The 21,883-nt window shown below is 63.5% G+C and carries 22 protein-coding genes; 13 read left to right on the top strand and 9 right to left on the bottom strand.

What is annotated here, in order from left to right; translation table 11 throughout:
• Positions 1-16: 16 nt before the first annotated feature.
• Both GGD63_RS12085 and GGD63_RS12080 read right to left on the bottom strand, forming a co-directional pair.
• A complete protein-coding gene (locus GGD63_RS12085) occupies positions 17-793 on the bottom strand; it encodes a LamB/YcsF family protein (protein WP_183242341.1) in 777 nt (258 codons plus the stop codon).
• Positions 794-1,028: 235 nt separating this feature from the next.
• Positions 1,029-2,105, bottom strand: a complete 1,077-nt coding sequence (locus GGD63_RS12080; protein WP_183242092.1) for a flavodoxin family protein — start codon at positions 2,103-2,105, stop codon at positions 1,029-1,031.
• A gap of 147 nt (positions 2,106-2,252) precedes the next feature.
• On the opposite strand from GGD63_RS12080, the gene GGD63_RS12075 reads away from it, so the two are divergent.
• Entirely contained in the window at positions 2,253-2,975 is a 723-nt protein-coding gene (locus tag GGD63_RS12075) for a DUF72 domain-containing protein (RefSeq protein WP_183242339.1), read from the top strand.
• A 21-nt stretch (positions 2,976-2,996) separates the two neighbouring features.
• Here GGD63_RS12075 and GGD63_RS12070 read toward each other — a convergent pair whose 3' ends face one another.
• Entirely contained in the window at positions 2,997-3,605 is a 609-nt protein-coding gene (locus GGD63_RS12070) for a cysteine hydrolase family protein (RefSeq protein WP_183242337.1), read from the bottom strand.
• A 201-nt stretch (positions 3,606-3,806) separates the two neighbouring features.
• Here GGD63_RS12070 and GGD63_RS12065 point away from each other — a divergent pair, with 201 nt between their 5' ends.
• Both GGD63_RS12065 and GGD63_RS12060 read left to right on the top strand, forming a co-directional pair.
• Entirely contained in the window at positions 3,807-4,142 is a 336-nt protein-coding gene (locus GGD63_RS12065) for a cupin domain-containing protein (RefSeq protein WP_183242090.1), read from the top strand.
• A 355-nt stretch (positions 4,143-4,497) separates the two neighbouring features.
• Complete coding sequence (locus tag GGD63_RS12060) at positions 4,498-5,376, top strand: hypothetical protein (RefSeq protein WP_183242088.1); 879 nt, start codon at positions 4,498-4,500, stop codon at positions 5,374-5,376.
• An 81-nt stretch (positions 5,377-5,457) separates the two neighbouring features.
• Here GGD63_RS12060 and GGD63_RS12055 read toward each other — a convergent pair whose 3' ends face one another.
• The 3 genes from GGD63_RS12055 to GGD63_RS12045 all read right to left on the bottom strand — a co-directional run bounded on the left by GGD63_RS12055 (position 5,458) and on the right by GGD63_RS12045 (position 7,173).
• Complete coding sequence (locus GGD63_RS12055; protein ID WP_183242086.1) at positions 5,458-5,784, bottom strand: hypothetical protein; 327 nt, start codon at positions 5,782-5,784, stop codon at positions 5,458-5,460.
• A gap of 115 nt (positions 5,785-5,899) precedes the next feature.
• The gene (locus GGD63_RS12050; RefSeq protein ID WP_183242084.1) at positions 5,900-6,925 is read right to left on the bottom strand and encodes an ATP-dependent DNA ligase; all 1,026 of its coding nucleotides are present in this window, start codon (positions 6,923-6,925) and stop codon (positions 5,900-5,902) included.
• Between the two features lie 59 nt (positions 6,926-6,984).
• Positions 6,985-7,173 carry a hypothetical protein gene (locus GGD63_RS12045; RefSeq protein WP_183242082.1) on the bottom strand — a complete coding sequence of 63 codons (189 nt, stop codon included), beginning with the start codon at positions 7,171-7,173 and terminating at the stop codon, positions 6,985-6,987.
• Between the two features lie 180 nt (positions 7,174-7,353).
• Here GGD63_RS12045 and GGD63_RS12040 point away from each other — a divergent pair, with 180 nt between their 5' ends.
• Both GGD63_RS12040 and GGD63_RS12035 read left to right on the top strand, forming a co-directional pair.
• Positions 7,354-7,533, top strand: coding sequence for a CsbD family protein (locus tag GGD63_RS12040; RefSeq protein WP_183242080.1), 180 nt, complete (start codon positions 7,354-7,356; stop codon positions 7,531-7,533).
• Between the two features lie 59 nt (positions 7,534-7,592).
• Positions 7,593-8,699: a DUF305 domain-containing protein gene (locus GGD63_RS12035; RefSeq protein ID WP_183242078.1), complete on the top strand. Its 1,107-nt coding sequence runs from the start codon at positions 7,593-7,595 to the stop codon at positions 8,697-8,699.
• Positions 8,700-8,780: 81 nt separating this feature from the next.
• On the opposite strand, the gene GGD63_RS12030 is transcribed toward GGD63_RS12035, so the two are convergent.
• The gene (locus tag GGD63_RS12030; RefSeq protein WP_183242077.1) at positions 8,781-9,683 is read right to left on the bottom strand and encodes a GNAT family N-acetyltransferase; all 903 of its coding nucleotides are present in this window, start codon (positions 9,681-9,683) and stop codon (positions 8,781-8,783) included.
• Between the two features lie 338 nt (positions 9,684-10,021).
• Here GGD63_RS12030 and GGD63_RS12025 point away from each other — a divergent pair, with 338 nt between their 5' ends.
• Both GGD63_RS12025 and GGD63_RS12020 read left to right on the top strand, forming a co-directional pair.
• Entirely contained in the window at positions 10,022-10,372 is a 351-nt protein-coding gene (locus GGD63_RS12025; RefSeq protein ID WP_183242075.1) for a cupin domain-containing protein, read from the top strand.
• A 182-nt stretch (positions 10,373-10,554) separates the two neighbouring features.
• A complete protein-coding gene (locus GGD63_RS12020; RefSeq protein WP_183242073.1) occupies positions 10,555-12,012 on the top strand; it encodes an NAD-dependent succinate-semialdehyde dehydrogenase in 1,458 nt (485 codons plus the stop codon).
• Positions 12,013-12,091: 79 nt separating this feature from the next.
• Here the strand turns inward: GGD63_RS12020 and GGD63_RS12015 are convergent, their stop codons facing one another.
• Positions 12,092-13,366 carry an FAD-binding oxidoreductase gene (locus tag GGD63_RS12015; RefSeq protein WP_183242072.1) on the bottom strand — a complete coding sequence of 425 codons (1,275 nt, stop codon included), beginning with the start codon at positions 13,364-13,366 and terminating at the stop codon, positions 12,092-12,094.
• A gap of 16 nt (positions 13,367-13,382) precedes the next feature.
• Positions 13,383-14,051 (bottom strand): haloacid dehalogenase type II, encoded by a 669-nt coding sequence (locus GGD63_RS12010; RefSeq protein WP_183242070.1) that lies wholly within the window; start codon positions 14,049-14,051, stop codon positions 13,383-13,385.
• Positions 14,052-14,225: 174 nt separating this feature from the next.
• Between GGD63_RS12010 and GGD63_RS12005 the strand changes: the two genes are divergently transcribed.
• The 6 genes from GGD63_RS12005 to GGD63_RS11980 all read left to right on the top strand — a co-directional run bounded on the left by GGD63_RS12005 (position 14,226) and on the right by GGD63_RS11980 (position 21,882).
• Positions 14,226-15,068, top strand: a complete 843-nt coding sequence (locus GGD63_RS12005) for a GNAT family N-acetyltransferase (RefSeq protein WP_183242068.1) — start codon at positions 14,226-14,228, stop codon at positions 15,066-15,068.
• A 12-nt stretch (positions 15,069-15,080) separates the two neighbouring features.
• The gene (locus GGD63_RS12000) at positions 15,081-16,457 is read left to right on the top strand and encodes an aspartate aminotransferase family protein (RefSeq protein WP_183242066.1); all 1,377 of its coding nucleotides are present in this window, start codon (positions 15,081-15,083) and stop codon (positions 16,455-16,457) included.
• Positions 16,458-16,731: 274 nt separating this feature from the next.
• Positions 16,732-18,336 carry an ABC transporter substrate-binding protein gene (locus GGD63_RS11995; protein WP_183242064.1) on the top strand — a complete coding sequence of 535 codons (1,605 nt, stop codon included), beginning with the start codon at positions 16,732-16,734 and terminating at the stop codon, positions 18,334-18,336.
• Between the two features lie 86 nt (positions 18,337-18,422).
• Positions 18,423-19,373, top strand: coding sequence for an ABC transporter permease (locus tag GGD63_RS11990; RefSeq protein WP_183242062.1), 951 nt, complete (start codon positions 18,423-18,425; stop codon positions 19,371-19,373).
• Complete coding sequence (locus GGD63_RS11985) at positions 19,370-20,224, top strand: ABC transporter permease (protein ID WP_183242060.1); 855 nt, start codon at positions 19,370-19,372, stop codon at positions 20,222-20,224. Before GGD63_RS11990 ends, GGD63_RS11985 begins: the two co-directional genes overlap by 4 nt.
• Positions 20,221-21,882 (top strand): ABC transporter ATP-binding protein, encoded by a 1,662-nt coding sequence (locus GGD63_RS11980; protein WP_183242058.1) that lies wholly within the window; start codon positions 20,221-20,223, stop codon positions 21,880-21,882. Before GGD63_RS11985 ends, GGD63_RS11980 begins: the two co-directional genes overlap by 4 nt.
• The last annotated feature ends 1 nt before the right edge of the window (position 21,883 follow it).

Raw genomic sequence — 21,883 nt, 5'->3', positions numbered from 1 at the left:
CCAGACGAAGGGCGCCTCAGGCACCGATGACCTTGGCCATCGGTGCCAGCGTGACGCCCGCTGCGTCAAGGCGCGACTTCAGGCGTTGCGCCATCGCGACCGCGCCCGGCGTATCGCCATGGACACAGACGCTGTCGATGCGGGTCGGCAACTGCGCTCCCGACAGGCACGTGATCGCGCGGTCCTCGATCATGCGAATGACCCGTTCGGACGCGACCTCGGCATCATGAATGACGGCTCCGGCGAGGCGGCGCGACACCAGATTGCCGTTGTCGGCATAGGCGCGATCGGCATAGATCTCGCGCACCAGCGGCAGGCCGAATTTCTCGCCGGCCCGCTCCGTCTCCTGGCCGGGCATCACCACGAAGATCAGGTTGCGATCGATGGTGCGGATCGCACGCGCCACGGCTTCGGCGAGGTCGCGATCCTCCGCGGCGATGTTGCCGAGCGCACCGTGGGTCTTGACGTGGCGAACGGAGTGACCGGCGTCGGACGCCAGCGCCATCAGCGCGCCCACCTGGTAGAGCACGATCTTCTCGATGTCGGCTGGACGCTCGCCCTGGATGGGCCTGCGGCCAAAACCCCAGAGATCGAGAAAGCCGGGATGCGCACCGGCTTGCACGCCATTGGCCTTCGCCTCGCTCAGAGTGCGATGCATGACGAGCGGATCGCCGGCATGAAAGCCGCAGGCGATGTTGGCGGAGGTGACGGTCCGCAGCATCTCGGCATCATCGCCGAGCGTGTAGACGCCGAAACCTTCGCCCATGTCGCAGTTCATATCGATCAGAGTCATCATCGTCCTCATTTGGCGTGCAGGTTCGATATACCCGTGATACGCGGTGCACGTCACGACAAATTCGGCGCACGAAGCCGCGGCAGGTCCGCCGAGATCACGATTGCGATCTTTGGATATCCTCCGATCCAGCGTAGCGCCATGCCCACGAGCGACCAATTGCTGGCGCGCAATCTCATTGACGGTGTGATTTCGGCACTCGATTGAACAGAGGTTGGCGCCGAGCGCCCTCGCGTCACTTCGGGTTTGGTTCCGTCAAGCCTGCGCCCGGCTCGTCTAGCCGCCCATCCCTTGCCAGCCGGACCGCGTTTCCGAGCGCACGCGCCACGTTCAGCACCTCCTGCTGAAATTCGCGGTTTTGGTCCAGCTCCCGATGCGACGTGGCATATGTCTCCATATAGCCGACGTAACCGTCGAGCTCTCCGAAGCGCCCCGCCGAGATCAGGTGCATGTCCGTCAGCCAGTCCGACAGGCTTCTGCGCACACCCTCGGTGCCGACACTGTCGCCGTGAACCACAAGACCGAAATGGCGGCCGGCGAGATGACGCGGATAGGACCAGCCTTTCAGCTCGATCGCCTTGGCTTCATCCGCCTTCTTGCCGTGCGTCGAGGTCGGATCGGGATTTCCCCCATCGGCGCACACGAGGCGGTCCATCATCGCCTTGAGTCCGGCCGGGACATGATACCAGTTCACGGGCGCTACGATCAGGATGCCGTGGGCGGCGACCCAGAGCGGATAGATCTCATTCATCCAGTCGCTGGTTTGGCCCAGCGAGTAGTTCGGATAGCAGCTGCACGGCCAGTGGCAGAGCGGCATGGCGGTGGAAACGCAGGCTTTGCAGGGATGGATGCTCTTGCCGAATTCCGAGGTCAGGCGGGAGAGATCAAGGATATCCACCGCAAAGCCCATCTCGATGAAGACGGGCTCGGCCATCTTGACCATGCGCCAGGTCTTGGACATCTCGCCAGGACAGGTGTGCTCGCTGCGCGCCGACCCGTTGATGATGAGGACGCGGGAAGGCGCACTGGCGTCATCATGCCGCCGCTGGGCCTCGAGGACCGCAGACCGGGCATTCAGCCAGTCAACCGCAAGATCGTAATCCGGATCGGAAAAGCCAGCCCCCGCCTTTCGGGTCACCGGCGCCTTGCGCGAATGACTGTAGGCATCCCAGGCCGCTCCGATCACAGCATCCAGCTCATGCTGCAGGGGCGCAAACGAGGGATCAACAAACTGGTCCCTGTAGCGGCGCTCAAACTCCTCGCGCGACAGTTTGACGGGCGGCATCCCCTTGCGAATGTCCGGATCCGTCATGCCGCCTCCTCTGGATATCGGTGCGATCCGATCAACCGGAAAGTGCCGCGAGCGGTTCCTAAGGCAGGAGGGCCGAAGCGGAAAAACGCCCGTGGACGCAACATATCCAGCGCCGGGACGTTTCCCGACGAGGGAGCGTTGCGACAGATGGCTCGCGTACTTATCGGAACCTCGGGCTGGCACTACGCCTCGTGGCGAGGCCCATTCTTTCCAAGCGATTTACCGCTGAAACAGCAACTCAGCTATTACGCCGGTCAATTCGATACCACCGAGCTCAACGGCGTCTTCTACCGCACGCCAACGCCAGAAGCCGTCAAAAGCTGGCGGTCGCAGGTCGATGGAGATTTCGTATTCGCGTGGAAAGCTTCCAAGTTCATCACGCACTGGAAACGCCTGTCCGACAACTCCAGAAACAGCCTTGCGCTGCTGGAAGACCGCATTTCCTTGCTCGGTCCGGCGGCGGGGCCGATCCTGTTTCAACTTCCGCCCCAGTTCGAAGCAAATGCCGACCGCCTTGCCTCCTTCTTCAAGCTGCTCTCCAGCAAGCGCCGCTACAGTTTCGAATTTCGTCATCCGAGCTGGTATCAGCCTCGCATCCTGCGAATGCTGGCCGACGAGAACATTTCGCTTTGCCTGTCGGATCATCATGACGCACCGGCGCCGTGGCGACGGACAGCGGATTTCGTCTACGTGCGCGGTCATGGACCGAGCGGACGCTATTACGGCCATTACCGTCGGCCGGTGCTTGCCGAATGGGCCAAGCGCATCAATTCCTGGAAACGCCAGGGCTGCGACGTCTATGTCTATTTCGACAACGACCAGAAAAGCGCAGCACCAAGCGATGCCCTGAAGCTTCGGTCGCTGCTATAGGTCGCGCGCAGGACCGCATTGCTATTCGCGCCAGAATTCCGCGAGCTCCTCCGCGGTCACCAGATCGACCTGGCCATGGAAGCGCGTGCGATACATCGTCATGAGTGCGTCATGGCCGACGTCGGATGAACTGCACAGAGCGTCCTCGACGATTACGACCCTGAAGCCGAGATCGACCGCACTCAAGACCGTCGACAGAACGCAAACATCGGTTTCGGCGCCTGTGATGACCACCGTCCCGATTCCTTTTTCGATCAACGAGGTTGCCAGCGCCGGATTGCTGAACGCCGAATAGGCCGGCTTGTCGATGATGCGAGCGGGCGGAGCGTGGCGTGCCAGGGCCGGCACCAGGTCAAGCGCCGATGCCGGGAGATGGTCGCGGGTGGCCTGCTCCCAACGCCGGAAATAGCTCCGCCACTGCCCGGGACGATCCTCCGGGTGTTGCGGAGTGATGAAGCGCGAAAACACGGTTCGAGCCTCGTAGCGCGATACGACCGTGACGATCGTCGGCAGGACTCGCTCCATCCACGGAGTCTCCCAGAGACCGCCGGGAGCAAAGATGTTCTGCATGTCGATGCAGAGATGAACGGCGTCGCGAATCTCCGCGACCTCCGACTTGTTATCCCTCATTATCTTCCACCATCCGCCTGCATGACCCGTACTCACGAGCCCAACCGCCTGCGCCAGAGGGTGCGGTGCGGCGCGCGGACTACCGGCCACTGCAGGCCTGCCCAAGAAACCTGAAACAAGAACGCTGGTTCCAGTACGCATCCGCGAGGAACAAGCAGGAGCCTGGCTTCTTAACCGGACAGAACGACGTTGGAGGTCAGCATGGGCGACACCACGATCAAGAAAGTTTCGGCCAGCCACTCCCCGGTCGGGGAGATGGGACAAACGTACCTGGTCTCCGGAAAGCACGTTTCAATGCGCTTGTGGCAGAACGAGGCGCCGCAACAGGGCGCGACGACGCAGCGAGAATACGAGACTGTTGGCTATGTCATTGCGGGGCAAGCCGAGCTCACGCTTGAAGGGCAAACGATCAATCTGAAGCCCGGCGATTCCTGGCTTGTTCCAGCACAGGCGAAGCACGCCTACCGGATTCAGAAGACCTTTACCGCGGTTGAAGCGACAGCACCGCCGGCGCAGGTGCACGGGCGCGACGATTGAACGGCCGCGCCGACCGGCGCGAAGGTGCACCGGCCAAGCCGTGACGTCGCGATGCTCCTCGCGCCGATTGTATGGCCTTGGATTATGTAAACCGGCGCAGCAGAACCAGCCGCCTCCTCTCCTGAAAGGTACGTAACGCTGACCGCTCCATGAAGCGACCGTACCGCCACAGGGCGTGATGTCGTGTGGCCAGCCGTCCTGGATCACCCCACCGGCCTGATTAGGAACCCCCGCGACGAAACCGAATTGGTACCGCACAATTCGGAGGACTTCGCATGGATGGAATCATTTATCTCGTTGGGTTGATCGTGATCATCATGTTCATCCTGTCTCTGTTCGGCTTGCGGTGATCATCATGGAAACGCTGGTGAGAGCCGAAGACACGACGGTGCGCGAGCAAGGTCGACTGCAGCCATGGAGCCTGCAATGGTCGCCTGTCATTGCCGGCGCCTTGGCAGCATCGGCGCTTTCGCTGATCCTGATCTCGTTTGCGACCGCCCTCGGGCTTGGCGTCGCCTCGACGGCACCGACTTGGCGAGACGCATCGTTTGCGCTTTGGCTGCTCTCGGGCGTCTATCTGATCTTTCAAGCCCTCATCAGCTTCGGATGTGGCGGCTATTTCGCCGGACGCATCCGGGCGCCCTATGCTTCCGTCAACGAGGACGTCGCGACCCGTGACGGGATGCATGGCGTCGCCTCCTGGGCGCTTGCCGTCGTGATTGGCGCCGTCCTGACCGCATTGGTTGCGTGGGCGGCCAGCAAGCCGTCATCGACGATGCAGGCGCCTTCGTCTTCCGAACCATCGGTCCTGAGTTACGAGCTCGATCACCTGTTCCGCGCGCCGCGTCGGCCGCCGAACGTGGATCTAAGCGCCGAAAGAGCTGAGGCCGCGCGCATCCTGATGACGTCGTCCAGCCACAACGGCGTTCCGACCGACGATCGCGCCTACCTCGTCCAGCAGGTCACCGCGCTGACCGGCCTGACCGGACCAGATTCGGAGAAGCGGGTCGATGCGACGATTGCGAACGCCAAGCAAGCCATTTCCAGGGCGCGTGCGGCGAGCATCATCCTGGCTTTCTCGGCAGCCGCTGCATTGCTGTTTGGAGCCGTTGCCGCCTGGGCCGGCGCCGCGGCAGGCGGACGCCACAGGGATGGCGCACCACTTTCCGCCTGGATGATGCATTCAAATCGCTGGTCAAGCCGCCCGGCAAAGACGCCGCAGTCCATGCCTTAACGCGAATTGAAACACGATCGCAAAAAAGGGCGCTCCGGTAACGGGGCGCCCCTTTTTCAGAACACGACAAGGCGAGCGCGATCAGCAGCCCTCGTCGTCGGCAGCGGTTGACTTGCTGGCGTCGGCCGCAGTGGATTTGGTCGATTGCTCGGCCGCCGTCGGCTGGCTTTGCATCTGCCGCTGGGCATCCTGCGACGAGGTCGCGGTACCCTCGGTCGCCTTGTTCATGGCCGAGGTCGGCGGATGCTCCTTGGCATTCGATGAAGCAACTCCCGTCGTTTCACCGGCTTTTCCTGTTGTCACCGGCCCGGAGCCGGCATCCCGGCTGGCCGTATTGCACGGACCACCGAGCGCGATGGTCGAGCTGAGCGCCAGCAGAGCGCCGACCAACATTGACTTTTGAAACATGACAATCTCCTTCCTCGCTTTCACCGGCTAGTGCCTGGCGGAGCCGGGTTCCGCCATCTTGCTATGCTGCTCAACGTCGTGCCGCACCCCACGTTCCAGGCGCGGACGCGCGCCGCTATCGGTCACCCAACTTCGCAGCTTCTACCTTAGGCCGCTTCGCTGATTTCTGCCGAAGCTGATCCATGCGGCATTGCAGAGGCTTCTTGTCCGGGCGCCAGCGCAGGATCTTCGTGCCGTGGCGAAACCGGCCGCCGGACACATGGTCGTAGCAGACCTCGACGACGTGAACCGGCCGCACCGGCTGCCACTCGGCAGATCGCCTGGTCGACCATCGGCTGGGCCCGCCCGGGGTCTTGCCGGTGAAGCTGCTCCTGCTGATGATCTTCTCGAATTTCTCGGTGAGGCCAGGCCTGTCCGACACCTTGATCGCCGACGTGAAGCCGACGTGGTGCAGGCGGCCGGCCTCATCGTACAGCCCAAGCAGCAGCGAGCCGATCACCTTCCGTCTGCCCTGCTTCTTCTCGCCATATCTGAAGCCGCCGACCACGCAATCGGCCGATCGCAGCAGCTTGATCTTCTGCATCCCGTCCCGCGTGCCGCTGCGGTAGGCAAGGTCCAGCCGCTTTGCGACGACGCCGTCGTGGCCGTCCTCGATATACTGCAACCACCGTTTCGCCTCGGCAAAGTTGCGGTTCGCCGGCGACAGTTCGAACACGTCGTTGCCCCGGAAGTAGCGCCGCGCGAATTTTTCGAGCGCGAGCCGCCGTTTTGCCAGCGTCAGCGCTGCGACATCCACCTCCGCCGATCGCAGCAGGTCGAAGGCAATGAAGCGCGCCGGCGTTTCCCGGGCAAGGCGCTTGATCCGGCTGGCTGCCGGATGGATACGCTGAAGCAGGGCATCGAACGAGTAGCCGTCGTCGAGCTGGACGATCAGCTCCCCGTCGAGCACGAAGGAGCCGGCAGATATGGCTGATGCGGCGGAAGCGACTTCCGGAAAATAGCGGACGAGGTCGCGGCCGCCTTTCGACTGCATGCGAACGCCTCGGCTGTCGCGAATGAGCAGGCAACGGAAGCCGTCCCATTTCGGCTCGTATTGCCATTGCGCCCCGCGCGGAAGCTCGGTGACGGATTCGGCTTCCATCGGCTCCATGGTCAACACTCGCAAGACGCCTTGATCAGGGAGACGTTGTTCGTCCCCGTTCAAACAGGTTTGGCTGGATGTGCCGTCCGCGGATGACGGTCGTGCAGCAGCCGCGCAAGCGCTTCGCGCTCCGAGGCATGCCCCTTCATCGCCGTCTCGAACAGCGCCTCTTGGACATCGCGCGGCATATCACCCCACACGTCCATGGCGGCCCGGCCCAGCAAATAAGCGAAGCGTTCGTCGGCCATGTCGATCCTCCCTCTCGTGCCTGAGGATAGGAACTGCAGGCGCCTGCCCGCGTTCCAACCCATTAATTGGAAACGGAGGCATTGACGGACATGGGGACAACGCGAAGGCGTCCAGTGCGGCCTAGATGTCGACGCGCAGAATGGATTGCCGGGGTCGCGGCGTGAGCTCGGAGGCCAAACATGGGCAAGACGAGGGGTTTGCAGCAGCGGATCGTCGGCACGACCAAGCAGGCCGTCGGTGAGGTCATCGGAGACCAGGATCTGCACGAGGACGGCAAGACGCAAGCGCAGCGTGGCCGCGAAGAGCAAGACAAGCCGAGCGAACTCAATCCGTTCAAGAAACTCAACAAACTCACGTGAGTGCAACCGCGCCGCCCGCCGCTCCAGCCGGGCCGACCGAGGCAAGCGCAGCGGCGCGCGTGGGGAGCCAACGCCGTTCGCGCTGGATCGCCGCGATCGAGCTCGGCCTGATCAGCAGCACGTTTTCGACGATCGTCAGCCAACTGTTCGCGGCGCGGATCGGCCGTGATGCGGCGGTCGATTGGATGACGGTTGCGACCATTCCGACTGGCGACTGGGCCATCACTGCCGAACCGGCGTGGAGCGCGATGCTCGCCGGGGTCGCCTTTCACCAATGGGCGGACTTCTCCTGGGCGTTGCTGTTCTTCGGCGTGCTCGGCCGCTGGACGGCGAACCTGCGACCGCTCACGATCCTGCTGCTCGCGCTGCCGTGGGCAGCGGTCTCCTCAGGCATGGAGTGGTTCGTGCTGGTGCCGCTGTTTCCGTTCTGGCAGCCGCTATTCACGCTGCAGCAGCCGTACTGGATCGGGCTGCTTGTCCATGGCTCGTCGGCGATGATGTATCCTCTGTTCGCTCGGCTGCGCTGGGCACGAGGCAACGGGCCGGGGCAAGACTTGCGCTTCACCAATGCCTGGATCACGGGGGCGTTCGTCGTCATTGCTCTGCTCGGAACGATCGCGCTGTTCGGCAACCATGGCTACGAGCCGCCGTGGCTTGGCCACGACAGGGATGCGGACCAGACCTATATCCGCCACATGACCGCGCACCACGCCCAGGGCATCGAGCTGGCGCGGCTTGGCGCCGAACGCGCCCAGGATTCGCATCTGCGCGCGCTCGCTATGCTGATGGTCGCAAGCCAGACCGGCGAGAACCGGATCTTCGAGAACTGGTGGCTGAGCTGGTTCGACACGGAGATGCCGGATTGCGACGCGCAAGAACGTGCCGCGATGCCCGGCTTCCTGACGCCGGCGGAGATGCGACAGGTGAAGACAGCGCCGCCCGGCCAATTCGACACGACGTTCGTCGAAGCCATGAGCAGGCATCACAAGGGTGCGGTCAAGATGGCCGACCAGATGTGGCATAGCCGCGGTGATCTGCGCTTGCGCGTGATGGCTCATGCCATTCGCCACGAGCAGCAGGGCGAGATCGCGCTGATGCAAGGCGCGAGCGGCCTTGCCGCGGTCACCACGGGTTTGCGGAACATGCTCGGCGACAACGTCAATTGAGTGCTGGGGAGCTTGATCCGAGCATCGCTCGCCAGCGGGCACCGCGACGAAATCCGTCCCTGCAGGGAGATTTCAACAACTCTAGCCAAGCGCCTGGCTGGCAAGCGCGTAGGTTACCGGCGTCTGTCCGGAGCGATCATTGGGATCACGAAACTCTCCCCCCAGCGACATCGTCGTGACGGTGTCGAAAAAGACAAGCCCACACCGGGCCAGGAAGGAGCAGAACTCACCGTCGGCCAGATGCGTGTCGATCCTCAGAAACTGTCCTTCATGAGCCGCGACATGCGGCGCGACGACCAGGATCGCATCCTCGTCGCTTGACGCAACGACGGGCCCTACGACGTGCCCTCGCCCAAACGGGCGGCACAATGCGAACGCTTCGAGACGACCATGCCGATAGAGTCCGAACCCCGCGGATTGTCCGAGGAGCGCCGCAAGCAAATCGAGGCGCGAGGCGCCAAACGCCTGCGCATCCAGTTGAGCGATGGCCGGAAGGTCTTTCCGAGTCAGCTCCCGCAGCTCGCCCCCTTCGGAAGGATTCGGCACTTCGCCGGATCGCTGCACCTCGGCTTGGCGCTGGAACACCGTTCGTTCGCGACGAAAGCCGAGCGACAGATAGAGCTTGCGCGCTGCACGTGTGGCATTGAGGCGGAGATTGCGTCCCTTGGAGGCGGACAGAATGCGCTTCATGAGCCACTGGGCTGTGCCAAGCGCCTGAAGACGGGGCGAGGTGATGACCATGCCGACGGTGGCGAAATCCCCCCCATGGGGAAACCACATGGCCGATCCCAGCACCCGCCCGATTTCATCATGAACGACGATGCCGTGGCCGGTGTCACGCAGAAACTGCCAGTCCTCCGGGCGGTGCGGCCAGCCGACACCGATCGAGAGGGTGTAAAGTTGATCGAGCTCGACCGTGTCGATGTCAACCGCGCGCGCATCGAATGCGTCGATCGTCAGCGAACGGGTCGTGCGGGATTTCATGTCTCTCCCTGGTCGGCCTGACATTGGTCGCAGTAGCGTCTTCCGACGTCGCTCCGGAGCCGCTGCGGCGCTCAGCATAAACCGCGCTTCGCCGCAGATTACGTTTCAGAACAGCCATCTGGCGAAACAATCCACCAAATCGCGATTGCATTCGGCACCGGATCGAACGCCACTCCGATAGCATAGTGCAATCGGGTGAATTCGCCATGCCCTGCGTGCCGAAATCCCCGGCGGACAGCGCCGCTCGCGCGGTCATCGACAACTTCAAGCGATATGAAGCGGTCTCGACCTCGTCGGGCTCCTGGATCGGACTTGTGGTTACTTAAGAGGAGCCCAACTTGCTGCTGAAACGGATTGATCCCACCCCCACTTTCGCCCCGAAGGAATCCGGCCCGATCCCGGAGCGGCTCATTGCCGGCGCGCCGCACTTCAAGACCTGGGCGCAGGACGAGGCCAAGGGTGAGCTGGTGCATACCGGCGTGTGGGAAGCAACGCCGGGCGAGACGCGCTCCATCAAGGGCGAGACCTTCGAATTCTGTCACATCCTCGCCGGCAGGATCGAGATCACGCCGGATGGCGGTGAGCCAATCACGTTCAGGGCAGGCGACAGCTTCGTCATGAAGCCCGGCTTTACCGGCGTTTGGAAGACCATCGAGACCGTCCGCAAGATCTACGTCACGGTGTCATGAGCCCTGAGCTTCGATCCCGACCGGATTCAGCTGCCGATGGGCCACTTCATCGGTGATCGGCTACGGGAGTCTCCCGGTCTGCTCCCGCTGCACCGGCCTTCGGACGGCGCGCTCTACGAGCGCACCGAGGCGATCACGACAGCCGTACTTTCCCGTCTCTCCTGACCAAAAAGGCGCAACAGATGCAGAACCTGAACGACCAGCAGCTCTTCCGCCAGCAGGGCCTGATCGGCGGCCAATGGCAAGCGGCGCTCTCGGGCGCGACGATCGACGTGATCGACCCGGCGACGCAGGCCGATCTGGGCACTGTCCCGAATATGGGCCGCGATGACACGCGCGATGCCATTGCTGCCGCCGCGAAGGCTTACACCGCCTGGCGCACAAAAACCAATGCCGAGCGCGCCGCGCTTCTGGAAGCCTGGCATGGCCTCATGATCGCGCATCTCGACGATCTCGCGCGCATCCTGACGCTGGAACAGGGCAAGCCGCTGGAGGAGTCGAAGAGCGAGATTCGCTACGGCGCTTCCTTCGTCAAATGGTTCGCGGAGGAAGCCCGTCGGATCGGTGGCACCACGATTCCCTCACCCACTCCGGACCGGCGCATTGTCGTGCTCAAGGAGCCGGTGGGCGTGTGCGCGATCATCACGCCCTGGAATTTCCCGAACGCCATGATCACCCGCAAGGTGGCTCCGGCGCTCGCCGCGGGATGCACCGTCGTGATCAAGCCATCGGACTTCACGCCCTATTCGGCGCTGGCTCTCGGCGTGCTGGCCGAGCGCGCCGGCATTCCCGCCGGCGTCATCAACATCGTCACCGGCCTGCCGAGCGAGATCGGCGCCGAGATCATGGCCAACGAGACGGTGCGCAAGATTTCATTCACCGGCTCGACCCGCGTCGGTTCGCTGCTCATGCGCGGTGCCGCTGACAGCGTCAAGCGCGTGAGCCTCGAGCTCGGCGGCAATGCGCCCTTCATCGTCTTCGACGACGCCGATCTCGACCTCGCGGTCGAGGGTGCAATCATGTCGAAGTTCCGCAATGGCGGCCAGACCTGCGTCTGCGCCAACAGGATCCTCGTGCAAGCGGGCGTCTACGACGCCTTCGCGGCCAAGCTCGTCGCCCGCGTCAAGTCCATGAAGGTGGGGTCGGGCTTCGAGCCGGGCGTGGCGATCGGGCCGATGATCAACGAAGCGGCGATCAGCAAGATCAACCGCCATGTCGCCGACGCACTGTCCAAGGGCGCGCGTATCGCCGCGCAGGCGGCGGGCTTGCCCAAGGGTCCGCAATTCACCGCGCCGATCGTCCTGACAGGGGCGACCACCGACATGGTGCTGGCGCATGAGGAGACATTTGGTCCCGTTGCGCCCCTCTTCCGCTTCGAGACCGACGAGGAGGCGATCGCCATCGCCAATGCGACGCCCTTCGGCCTCGCCGCCTATTTCTATACCCGCGACCTGAAGCGGTCCTGGCGTATTGCGGAGGCGCTCGAAGCCGGTATGGTCGGCCTCAATACGGGCATGGTGTCGACCGAGGTGGCGCCATTCGGGGGCGTCAAGCAATCCGGCCTGGGTCGCGAAGGCGCGCAGATCGGAATCGAGGAATACCTCGAGATGAAGGCCTTCCACATCGGCGGATTGGGCTAGGCGGCGGCAATGGAGAGGGCGCATGACCGTGCCCTCTCGCGCATTTGGGTGACGGTCCGGGACGGCTCAGCTCCCGACGCTACTGAACGCGATCGAGCATCTTGTAGTATAGTCCCACCAGCGGCAGGAACCACGGCTTGCCGAAATGACCGGGCACCGCAGGCCAGTCGAGGCCCTTCATGGGGTTTCGGTCTTCGCGTCCGAGCATCGCATCGGCCATGGTCATGCCGAGATGGGTCGACAGTTGCGCGCCGTGACCGGCATAACCCATCGCGTACCATAGCCCGTCCTGATAGCCGGCGCGCGGGAAGCGGTCGCTGGTCATGTCGACGAGCCCACCCCAGCAATAGTCGATCTCGATGCCAGCGAGCTGCGGGAAGGTTCGCGTAAGACCGTCGACGAGAATGGCGCCGCTCTTTGCGTCGGAACGCTGGTCCGATGTCGCCGAGAAGCGAGCGCGCCCGCCGAAGATCAGGCGGTTGTCAGGAGCAAGCCGAAAGTAGTTGCCGACATTCATCGACGTGACGCAAGTGCGGTTGCCGGGCATGGTCGCCGCGATTTCCGCCGCGTCCAGCGGACGGGTCGCGACGATGAAGCTGCCGACGGCGACGAGGCGTCGCCGGAAGTAGCCAAAATTGGGCGTGGTATAAGCGCCCGTCGCCAGCAGCACCTGATCGGCGGTGACGCTGCCGCGAGGCGTCGTCAGGCGATGGCGCGATCCTTCGCGTGCCTGCGCGGTGACCGGCGCCTGCTCGAAGACGATCGCGCCGCGGCGCTTGGCGGCCTCCGCCAGTCCGACGCCATAGCGTCCCATATGCATCATCGCGCTCTTCTTCGAGAGCATCGCGCCAAAGAAGGGTGAGCCGATCTCTGCGCCGAGATCCCGGGCAGACAGCAATGCGGTGTCCGGATCAACCTCGCGATGGACCGCTTCGAAATTGCGCGCAATCGCGTCGAGATGCTTCGGCTTGGAGGCGAGCTTCAGCTTGCCGGCGCGGCGAAAATCGCATGCGATGCCCTCCTCCGCGATCAGCGCCTCGAGCGTGTCGATCGAGGCATCGAGTGCGTGGTACAGCGCGACGGCTCGCTCCTTACCCAATTCCGCCTTGGCGGCGAGATAGCTGTGGGCGAGACCGTTGTTGAGATGCCCGCCGTTCCGGCCCGATGCGCCGCCGATCACCCGGTCTGCCTCGAGCACGACGACCTTCGTTCCCGCCTTGGCCAGCTGGCGCGCAGCCCCCAGGCCCGTGAAGCCGCCGCCGATCACGGCGACGTCATAATGCCCTTCGACGGGACCTTCGGAGCCGCCGGAAAAGCGCGGTGCGGTATCGTGCCAATAGGAGACGTATTTCACCGCAGATCCCGCCGGCTCAGAGTCCGAACACGCCGGGCAGGCTGCCGATGTCCTTGATCTCGACATAGCCGTAATAGGGGTTGGCGGGCTCGTGCCCCCGATTGACCCAGACCTTGTTCTTGATGCCGAGGTCGTGCGCCGTCATCAGGTCATAACGAAAGGACGAGGAGCAGTGCACGATGTCCTCAGGCCCGCAGCCCAGCGTATCGAACATGAACTCGAAGCCTTTCATGCGAGGCTTGTAGGATCGGGCCTGTTCGGCGGTGAGCGCGGCGTGAAAAGGCGCCCCGAGCTTGGCAACGTTGGACGGCAGCTGCGCATTCATGGCGTTGGAAAGGATGACGAGCGGAATCTCCTTGGCGACCTTGGCAAGGCCGGCAGGAACGTCGGGATGCGGTCCCCAGCTCGGCACGCGGTCATAGACCAGCTGCCCATGCTCGGACTTGAAGGAGACACCGTTGCGCTTGCACGCACGCTCCAGCGCATTGTGGATCACGTCGGCATAGGGCTTCCAGTCGCCGAGAATCTCGTCGAGCCGATACGCCGCGAAATCCCGCACGAGCGCAGCCATTTGCGGTTCAGGAAGATGCGCGCGATAGAGGTCCTGCGCCGCTTCCGCCATCTGGAAATTCGTCAGCGTGCCGTAGCAGTCGAAGGTCACGTATTTCGGGCGAAACTGGCTCATCATCCTATCCTGGTGCGCTCGCGCAATGTCAGGGCTGCAACAATAGAACCTCAACGCGGCATAAGATGCGGCTTTTTCGCCGGCTGCGGTGGAAGATATCGTTCCCGCCGGGCCCTTCAGACGATCTGCACGTCACCAAGATAAGAAACTGGTGCCGGACAGGAACACGAGTCAATGACCCAGAGCACCATATCGCTCACGGCCCTTCGCCCCGACCATCTCGAGGGCGCGTTGCGCCTTTCGCGCCAAGCCGGATGGCCGCACCGCCTCGAGGATTGGCAATTGGCGCTCGATCTCAGCGCGGGGTTTGTCGCCCTGGATACGAATGCTTCAACCGTTGTCGGAACGATCCTGATGACGCCCTACAAGCGGGATGTCGCGACCGTCAACATGGTCATCGTCGATGAAGCCGCCCGCGGCCGCGGATTGGGACGCAAGCTGATGGAAGCGATCATCGAGCAGGCGGGATTGCGCGCACTGAGGCTGGTCGCGACCGGCGAGGGCCTGCCGCTCTATCAAAAGCTCGGCTTTTTCCGGACCGGAACGATCATCCAGCACCAGGGAACGGTCTTGCCCGTCGCCACGCCCGCCAATGTCCGGCCGGCCGAGTCGCACGACATCTTCGGGATCCTAGAGCTCGACAGAAGCGCATTCGGCGCAGACCGCAGATGTCTGCTTCGGACGCTCGCGGAGGTCGGCCAACTGGCCGTACTCGATCGTGGCCAGGGGATCGCTGGATTTGCGATGTCGCGCGGCTTCGGCAGAGGTGAAGTGATCGGACCTGTGGTTGCAGCGAATGTCGACGACGGAAAAGCTCTGCTCAGCTTTTTCATGGCCCGAAGCGAAGGGCGTTTCGTTCGCGTGGATACTGCCGAAACCGCGCAATTGAGCGCCTGGCTTGCGGAGCGCGGGCTGATCCAGGTTGGCGACGGCATCGCCATGCAGCGCCCCGTCGCGGTGCAGTCCAGCCCCTCCACATTCACGACATTCGCCCTCGCCAGCCAGGCTTTTGGATAAGCGGAGACTTTGATGCTGAGCAATTCGCTCATCGAGCTCGACCGGGCTCACCTCATCCACCCGGTCGCGTCCTACCGGGGCCACGAAGCCGCCGGCGTCAAGGTGCTGAAGTCGGCCAGGGGAGCGATCGTGACGGACGCTTCCGGACATCAGCTGATCGACGGCTTCGCCGGACTCTGGTGCGTCAATGCCGGCTATGGGCACGAAAGCATCGTTGCGGCCGCCGCCAGGCAGATGCGGGAGCTTCCCTACGCGACGGGCTATTTCAGCCTCGGCTCGGAGCCCGCGATCCGGCTTGCGGCCGAATTGGCACAGCGCGCACCCGGCGACCTCAACCATGTCTATTTCACGCTCGGCGGCTCCGACGCCGTCGACAGCACGGTCCGCTTCGTCCGTTATTACTGGCACGCGCGGCGCGAGCCGCAGCGCGAGCATTTCATCTCGGTCGAACAGGGCTATCACGGGTCGTCGACCGTCGGTGCCGGGCTGACGGCCCTGCCCGCCTTCCACGCCGGATTCGGCGTGCCGCTCAGCTGGCAGCACAGGATCCCCTCGCACTATGTCTATCGCAATCCGGCCGGCGAGGACGACGACGCCATCATCGCAGCCTCGCTGGCCGCGCTCGACGCGAAGATCGAGGAAATCGGCGGCGCGCACCGCGTCGCCGCGTTCTATGCCGAACCGATCCAGGGCTCGGGCGGCGTGCTCGTACCACCGAAGGGCTGGATGAAGGCCATGCATGCGCGGTGCAAGGCGCATGGCATCCTCTTCGTCGCGGACGAGGTCATCACCGGGTTCGGCAGAACAGGGCCGCTGTTCGCATGCAGCGAGGACGACATCATCCCCGACCTCATGACCGTCGCGAAGGGATTGACCTCGGGATACGTCCCGATGGGCGCAGTCCTCATGTCGGATCGCGTCTACGACACGATCGCCGATGCGGCGGGCTCGAGCGCGGTCGGCCACGGCTACACCTACTCCGCCCATCCTGTCAGCGCCGCGGTCGCCCTGGAAGTGTTGCACCTCTACGAAAGCGGCCTGCTCGAGAATGGCGCGAGGGCGGGTGCCCGTCTGATGGCTGGCCTTCAATCGCTCAGGGATCACCCCCTTGTTGGAGACGTGCGCGGCCGCGGCATGCTGGCCGCCGTCGAACTCGTCACCGACAAGCAACGCAAGACGCCGCTTCCTGCCGCGGCCGAGCCGGCAAAACGCATCTTCGACCGGGCCTGGAAGAACGGCCTCGTCATCCGGGCCTTCCCCACCGGCGTGCTGGGTTACGCGCCGCCGCTCTGCTGCTCCGAGTCGGAGATCGACGCCATCATCGCGCGCACCGCCAGAACGCTGGACGATACGCTGGCTGATGCCGAAGTTCGCGCCGCACTGCGATAATAATAGGCATGCACAACGAACCGGCTGGAAGCAGGTCCGAAACACTGGAAACAGCGACATCTTCGCAATTTTGTGCCGCGGCTCGCGGTTTTTTCGGCCAAAGCCGCGGAACTATCCTGCGAGACTTTGATCGCAGGAAAGAAGTGCAGTTCTGAGTGGAAACACGGCACCGTCGTTACGACGGACCGCGCCGGCATCCACCACAACGGCGCGGCAGAACAATCTGCCGCTCACCGCAACACGAGCCGTAGCCTTAGCCAGCGAGGGGATTGACATGAACGACACGACGAACTGGTCCTGTTCAGACGATGCCACGATCGAGAACGCCATTCGGCGCGGGGCTTCGCGCCGCGATCTTCTGAAGCTGATGCTCGCCAATGGCGTGGCCATGGCTGCGGCCGGCACGATCTTCGGCCGCGCGTCGGAAGCAGTGGCGGCGACGCCGGTGAAGGGCGGCGCCCTGAAGGCCGCCGCCTGGTCCTCGTCGACCGCCGACACGCTGGATCCGGCCAAGGCCTCGCTCTCGACCGACTATGTTCGCTGCTGCTCCTTCTACAATCGCCTGACATTTCTCGACCAGAGCGGCGTGCCCCAGATGGAGCTCGCCGAATCGATCGAGAGCGGCGATGCCAAGACCTGGACGATCAAGCTCAAGAAAGGCGTCACCTTCCACAACGGCAAGGAGCTGAGCGCCGACGACGTCATCTTCTCGCTGAAGCGCCATCTGGACAAGGCAACCGGATCGAAGGTCGCTGCGATCGCGTCCCAGATGACCGACTTCAAGGTCGTCGACAAGACGACCGTCGAGGTCACGCTGGCGAGCCCCAACGCGGACCTGCCGACGATCCTGTCCATGCATCACTTCATGATCGTGGCCGACGGGACCACCGACTTCTCCTCGGGCAACGGCACCGGCGCCTTCAACTGCAAGCAGTTCACCCCGGGGGAGCGCTCGATCGGCGTGCGGAATCCGAACTACTTCAAGGGCGGCCCGAACGTCGATTCATTCGAATTCTTCGCCATCCCGGATGAAAACGCGAGGATCAATGCCCTGCTGTCCGGGGACATTCATCTCGCCGCCTCGATCAACCCGCGATCGGTCCGCCTCCTCGACGGCAGGGATGGCTTCGCGCTGTCCACGACCACGTCGGGCACCTACACCGACCTGAACATCCGCATGGACATGGCGCCCGGCAACGTCAGCGATTTCGTCGAGGGCATGAAATACGTGGTCAACCGCGAGCAGATCGTCAAATCGGCCCTGCGCGGCTTCGGTGTCGTCGGCAATGACCAGCCGGTGTCGCCCGCCAACGTCTATCACAATGCGGCGCTCAAGCCGAAATCGTTCGACCCTGACAAGGCAAAATTCCATTTCCAGAAGGCCGGTGTGCTCGGCCAGACCATCGAGGTCATTACCTCCGAGGCGCCCGGTTCGGCGATCGACATGGCCATGATCATCCAGGCAAGCGCCGCCCAGATCGGCATGAAGCTCGATATGAAACGCGTGCCCTCTGATGGCTACTGGAGCAATTACTGGCTGAAGGCGCCGATCCATTTCGGTAACATCAATCCGCGTCCGACACCCGACATCCTGTTCTCCCTGCTCTACAAGTCGGATGCGCCGTGGAACGAGAGCCGCTTCGTCTCGGAAAAATTCGACAAGATGCTGCTCGAAGCCCGCGGCTCGCTTGATCAGGCCAAGCGTCGCGAGATGTACAATGAGATGCAGGTCCTGGTGTCAGAGCAAGCCGGCACCATCATTCCAGCCTACATCTCCAACGTGGACGCCATCACTGCCAAGCTGAAGGGGCTGCAGCCCAACCCGCTCGGCGGCATGATGGGCTACGCCTTCGCCGAATACGTCTGGCTGGCCGCCTGACCGGCACAAGGCAAGGTCGCAGCTCGGGGTCCTCGGATTGGAACCCGAGCTGACCATAATGAGCGGCGTGGCGTGGGAGGACGAATGTGAGAGGACAAGTTTCGTCGCTCGTGGTGAGGCGGCTTCTCATCGCCTTGATCACACTCGTGATCGTTTCCTTCGCCGTCTTCTTTGCCACCACTCTCCTGCCGGGCGACACGGCCACGATTCTGCTCGGGCAGTCCGCGACACCTGAAGCCGTCGAGGGCCTGCGCAAGGCGATGCATCTCGACGATCCCGCGATCATCCGCTTCCTGAGATGGGTCGCCGGCCTGTTCCAGGGCGATTTCGGCAAGTCTTACGCTAACAACGTCCCGGTCGCCACTCTGATCAGCGGACGGTTCGTCAACACGTTGAAGCTTGCGGGATTGACCGCTGCGATTGCCGTGCCGCTCGCGCTGACGCTCGGCATCACCGCTGCGATGTGGCGCGGCACGCTGTACGACCGCATCGTGACCGTCGGAACCATCGGCATCATCTCGGTGCCGGAGTTCATGATCGCAACGCTGGCTGTGCTGCTCTTCGCGGTCTACCTCAAATGGCTGCCGGCGCTTTCTCTCACCAACGAGGTCAAGTCGCTCCACGACCTGGTGCGGATCTACGCGATGCCTGTCATGACGCTCACATTCGGCGTTTCCGCGCAGATGATCCGCATGACCCGCGCCGCCGTGGTCGAGACATTGAACACGCCCTATGTCGAGATGGCGCTCCTCAAGGGCGCCTCGCGCCCCCGGCTCGTGCTGCGACATGCACTGCCGAATGCACTCGGCCCCATCGTCAATGCGATCGCGCTCTCGCTGTCGTACCTGCTCGGCGGCGTCATCATCGTGGAGACCATCTTCAACTATCCCGGCGTCGCAAAGCTGATGGTCGATGCCGTTTCGACCCGTGACCTGCCGCTGATCCAGACCTGCGCGATGATCTTCTGCCTGGGTTATCTGGCACTGATCACAGCCGCCGACATCATCGCCGTCGTGTCCAATCCGAGGCTCCGATGACGAATCCGACCTCGTCAGGCTGGCTCAGCATGCGCTTGGGCTATCGCTTCAATCTCGTGGGCGTGTCGGCCCTTGGCATCATCCTCCTCTGGGCCGGCGTCGCCCTGTTCGCTCCGCAGATCATTCCGCATTCCGTGGGCGAGATCGTCGACACCGACTATTTTGGCCCCGTGAGCCGGGACCTGTGGTTCGGCTCCGACTATCTCGGCCGGGACATCTTCTCGCGCATCCTGATGGGCGCACGCTACACGCTCGGCATCTCGCTCGCCGCGGTCTCCATCGCCTGCTTCAGCGGCGTCGCGCTCGGAATGACTGCGGCAGTCGCCGGAGGGTGGTTCGACAGCATGCTGAGCCGGTTTCTCGATGCGCTCAACTCTATACCCAGCAAGCTGTTCGGCCTCGTCGTGGTCGCCGCGGTCGGCTCGTCGATCCCGGCACTCATTGCGACGCTATCGGTGATCTACACGCCCGGCGCCTATCGCTTTGCTCGCGCCCTCGCCGTCAACGTCAATACGATGGACTTCATGGTGGTCGCCCGAATTCGCGGCGAACGCCTGCCCTATCTCATTGCCTCCGAGATTCTTCCTAACATTCTCGGTCCCGTGCTCGCCGATCTCGGCCTGCGCTTCGTCTTCATCGTGCTGCTGCTCTCCGGCCTGTCCTTTCTCGGGCTCGGCGTGCAACCGCCCTACGCGGATTGGGGCGCACTAGTTCGCGAGAACATCGGCGGGCTGCCCTTTGGCGCACCGGCGGCGATCTTCCCGTCGCTCGCGATCGCAAGCCTCACCATCAGCGTCAACCTTCTGATCGATAACCTGCCGCGCAGGATCCGCGACCGGAGCGCCGAATGACGGGAAACCTGGTCGAGATCCGCAATCTCAGGGTTGAGGCAACGACCGACGCCGGCAGGCGGGTCGAGATCATCAAGGGCGTCAGCCTCGACATTGCCGAAGGCGAGATCGTCGCCCTCATCGGCGAGAGCGGCTCGGGCAAGACCACGATTGCCATGACGCTCATGGGCTACGCCCGGCAGGGCTGCGCGATCACCGGCGGCGAGGTGCGTGTGGGCGGCGTCGACATGGTGAAGCTTTCGGAAGCGGAGCGCGCCGGCATTCGCGGGACGAGCGTCGCCTATGTGCCGCAGAGCGCTGCGGCCGCCTTCAACCCTGCGCTCACCATCATGGATCAGGTCATCGAGGTGGCGCGGATCCACAGGCTCATGTCGGCCACTGAGGCACAGGCGAAAGCTCTCTTGCTGTTCAAAGCCCTCTCGCTGCCGGAGCCCGAAACGATCGGCAACCGCTACCCGCACCAGGTCTCGGGCGGTCAGTTGCAGCGCCTCGCCGCCGCGATGGCCCTGATCGGCCAACCGAAGGTCGTCATCTTCGACGAGCCCACCACGGCGCTCGATGTCACGACGCAGGTCGAGGTGCTGCGGGCGTTCAAGTCCGTCACGGCGCAGCACAACATCGCCGGCGTCTACGTCTCGCACGATCTGGCCGTGGTCGCCCAGATCGCCGACAGGATCGTCGTGCTCAAGGACGGCACGGTCCAGGAAATGGGGACGACCAACGATATCCTCGAGGGGGGCCACCACCCCTACACCAGGGAGCTGCTGGCCGCGTTCAGGCCAAAGACTCTGCAGCGGCAGCCTGACGGCGAGGGCGTGACGAACCGCCCGTTGCTTGAGGTCGACAATCTCACGGTCGGCTACGGACCTCGCTCGCGCGATGGACAGCCGCTGATCAATGCCGTCCAGGCGGTCAGCCTCAAGCTGGATCGAGGGCGGAATCTTGGCATCATCGGCGAGTCCGGCTGCGGCAAGTCAACGCTTGCCCGGGCGATTGCCGGCATCCTGCCGGCCCATGCGGGCGATATCGTCTTCAACGGGCGCGAACTGGGAAAGGCCGGCCGCAACCGCACCCGCAACGAGCTCCGCCAGATTCAGATCGTGTTCCAGCACGCGGATACCGCACTCAACCCGGCGAAGTCGGTGGAAGACATCCTGAGGCGTCCCCTAGCCTTCTATCATGGCATGAGAGGCAAGACGCGCGATGCGCGCGTCAACGAACTGCTCGATCTGGTCCGCCTCCCCAAATCCGTGCGGCATCGATTGCCGGGAGAACTTTCAGGCGGCCAAAAACAGCGGGTGAATTTTGCCCGGGCACTCGCCGCCGAGCCGACGCTCATCCTGTGCGACGAGATCACATCGGCCCTCGATACGGTCGTGGCGGCCGCGGTGGTCGAGCTGCTGAAGGAGCTGCAGCGCGAGCTCGGCATCTCCTACATCTTCATCAGCCACGACCTGTCGGTGGTCGAGGCGATCTGCGACGAAATCATCGTGATGTATCGCGGTCAGAAGGTCGAACAGATCGCGTCGACCCGCCTGGCAGCACCGGAGCACCCTTATACGCGGCTGCTGCTCTCTTCGGTGCCCAAGCTCGACACCGGCTGGCTCGACAATCTGGAACAGGATGCCGAACAGGTGCGGGCCTATTGCCATCCGTAGG

It is taken from the genome of Bradyrhizobium sp. cir1 (assembly GCF_014198245.1).
GTDB lineage: Bacteria > Pseudomonadota > Alphaproteobacteria > Rhizobiales > Xanthobacteraceae > Bradyrhizobium.
This window is presented reverse-complemented; position numbering and strand designations above follow the sequence as displayed.

Coding starts and splice junctions, on each gene's coding strand:
- GGD63_RS12040 (WP_183242080.1), top strand. CDS start 7,354: ATGGGCAAGACGAGGGGTTTGCAGCAGCGGATCGTCGGCACGACCAAG.
- GGD63_RS12050 (WP_183242084.1), bottom strand. CDS start 6,925: ATGGAAGCCGAATCCGTCACCGAGCTTCCGCGCGGGGCGCAATGGCAA.
- GGD63_RS11985 (WP_183242060.1), top strand. CDS start 19,370: ATGACGAATCCGACCTCGTCAGGCTGGCTCAGCATGCGCTTGGGCTAT.
- GGD63_RS12010 (WP_183242070.1), bottom strand. CDS start 14,051: ATGAGCCAGTTTCGCCCGAAATACGTGACCTTCGACTGCTACGGCACG.
- GGD63_RS11980 (WP_183242058.1), top strand. CDS start 20,221: ATGACGGGAAACCTGGTCGAGATCCGCAATCTCAGGGTTGAGGCAACG.
- GGD63_RS12030 (WP_183242077.1), bottom strand. CDS start 9,683: ATGAAATCCCGCACGACCCGTTCGCTGACGATCGACGCATTCGATGCG.
- GGD63_RS12055 (WP_183242086.1), bottom strand. CDS start 5,784: ATGTTTCAAAAGTCAATGTTGGTCGGCGCTCTGCTGGCGCTCAGCTCG.
- GGD63_RS12060 (WP_183242088.1), top strand. CDS start 4,498: ATGGAAACGCTGGTGAGAGCCGAAGACACGACGGTGCGCGAGCAAGGT.
- GGD63_RS12070 (WP_183242337.1), bottom strand. CDS start 3,605: ATGAGGGATAACAAGTCGGAGGTCGCGGAGATTCGCGACGCCGTTCAT.
- GGD63_RS12075 (WP_183242339.1), top strand. CDS start 2,253: ATGGCTCGCGTACTTATCGGAACCTCGGGCTGGCACTACGCCTCGTGG.
- GGD63_RS12000 (WP_183242066.1), top strand. CDS start 15,081: ATGCTGAGCAATTCGCTCATCGAGCTCGACCGGGCTCACCTCATCCAC.
- GGD63_RS11995 (WP_183242064.1), top strand. CDS start 16,732: ATGAACGACACGACGAACTGGTCCTGTTCAGACGATGCCACGATCGAG.
- GGD63_RS12080 (WP_183242092.1), bottom strand. CDS start 2,105: ATGACGGATCCGGACATTCGCAAGGGGATGCCGCCCGTCAAACTGTCG.
- GGD63_RS12020 (WP_183242073.1), top strand. CDS start 10,555: ATGCAGAACCTGAACGACCAGCAGCTCTTCCGCCAGCAGGGCCTGATC.
- GGD63_RS12005 (WP_183242068.1), top strand. CDS start 14,226: ATGACCCAGAGCACCATATCGCTCACGGCCCTTCGCCCCGACCATCTC.
- GGD63_RS12065 (WP_183242090.1), top strand. CDS start 3,807: ATGGGCGACACCACGATCAAGAAAGTTTCGGCCAGCCACTCCCCGGTC.
- GGD63_RS12085 (WP_183242341.1), bottom strand. CDS start 793: ATGACTCTGATCGATATGAACTGCGACATGGGCGAAGGTTTCGGCGTC.
- GGD63_RS12045 (WP_183242082.1), bottom strand. CDS start 7,173: ATGGCCGACGAACGCTTCGCTTATTTGCTGGGCCGGGCCGCCATGGAC.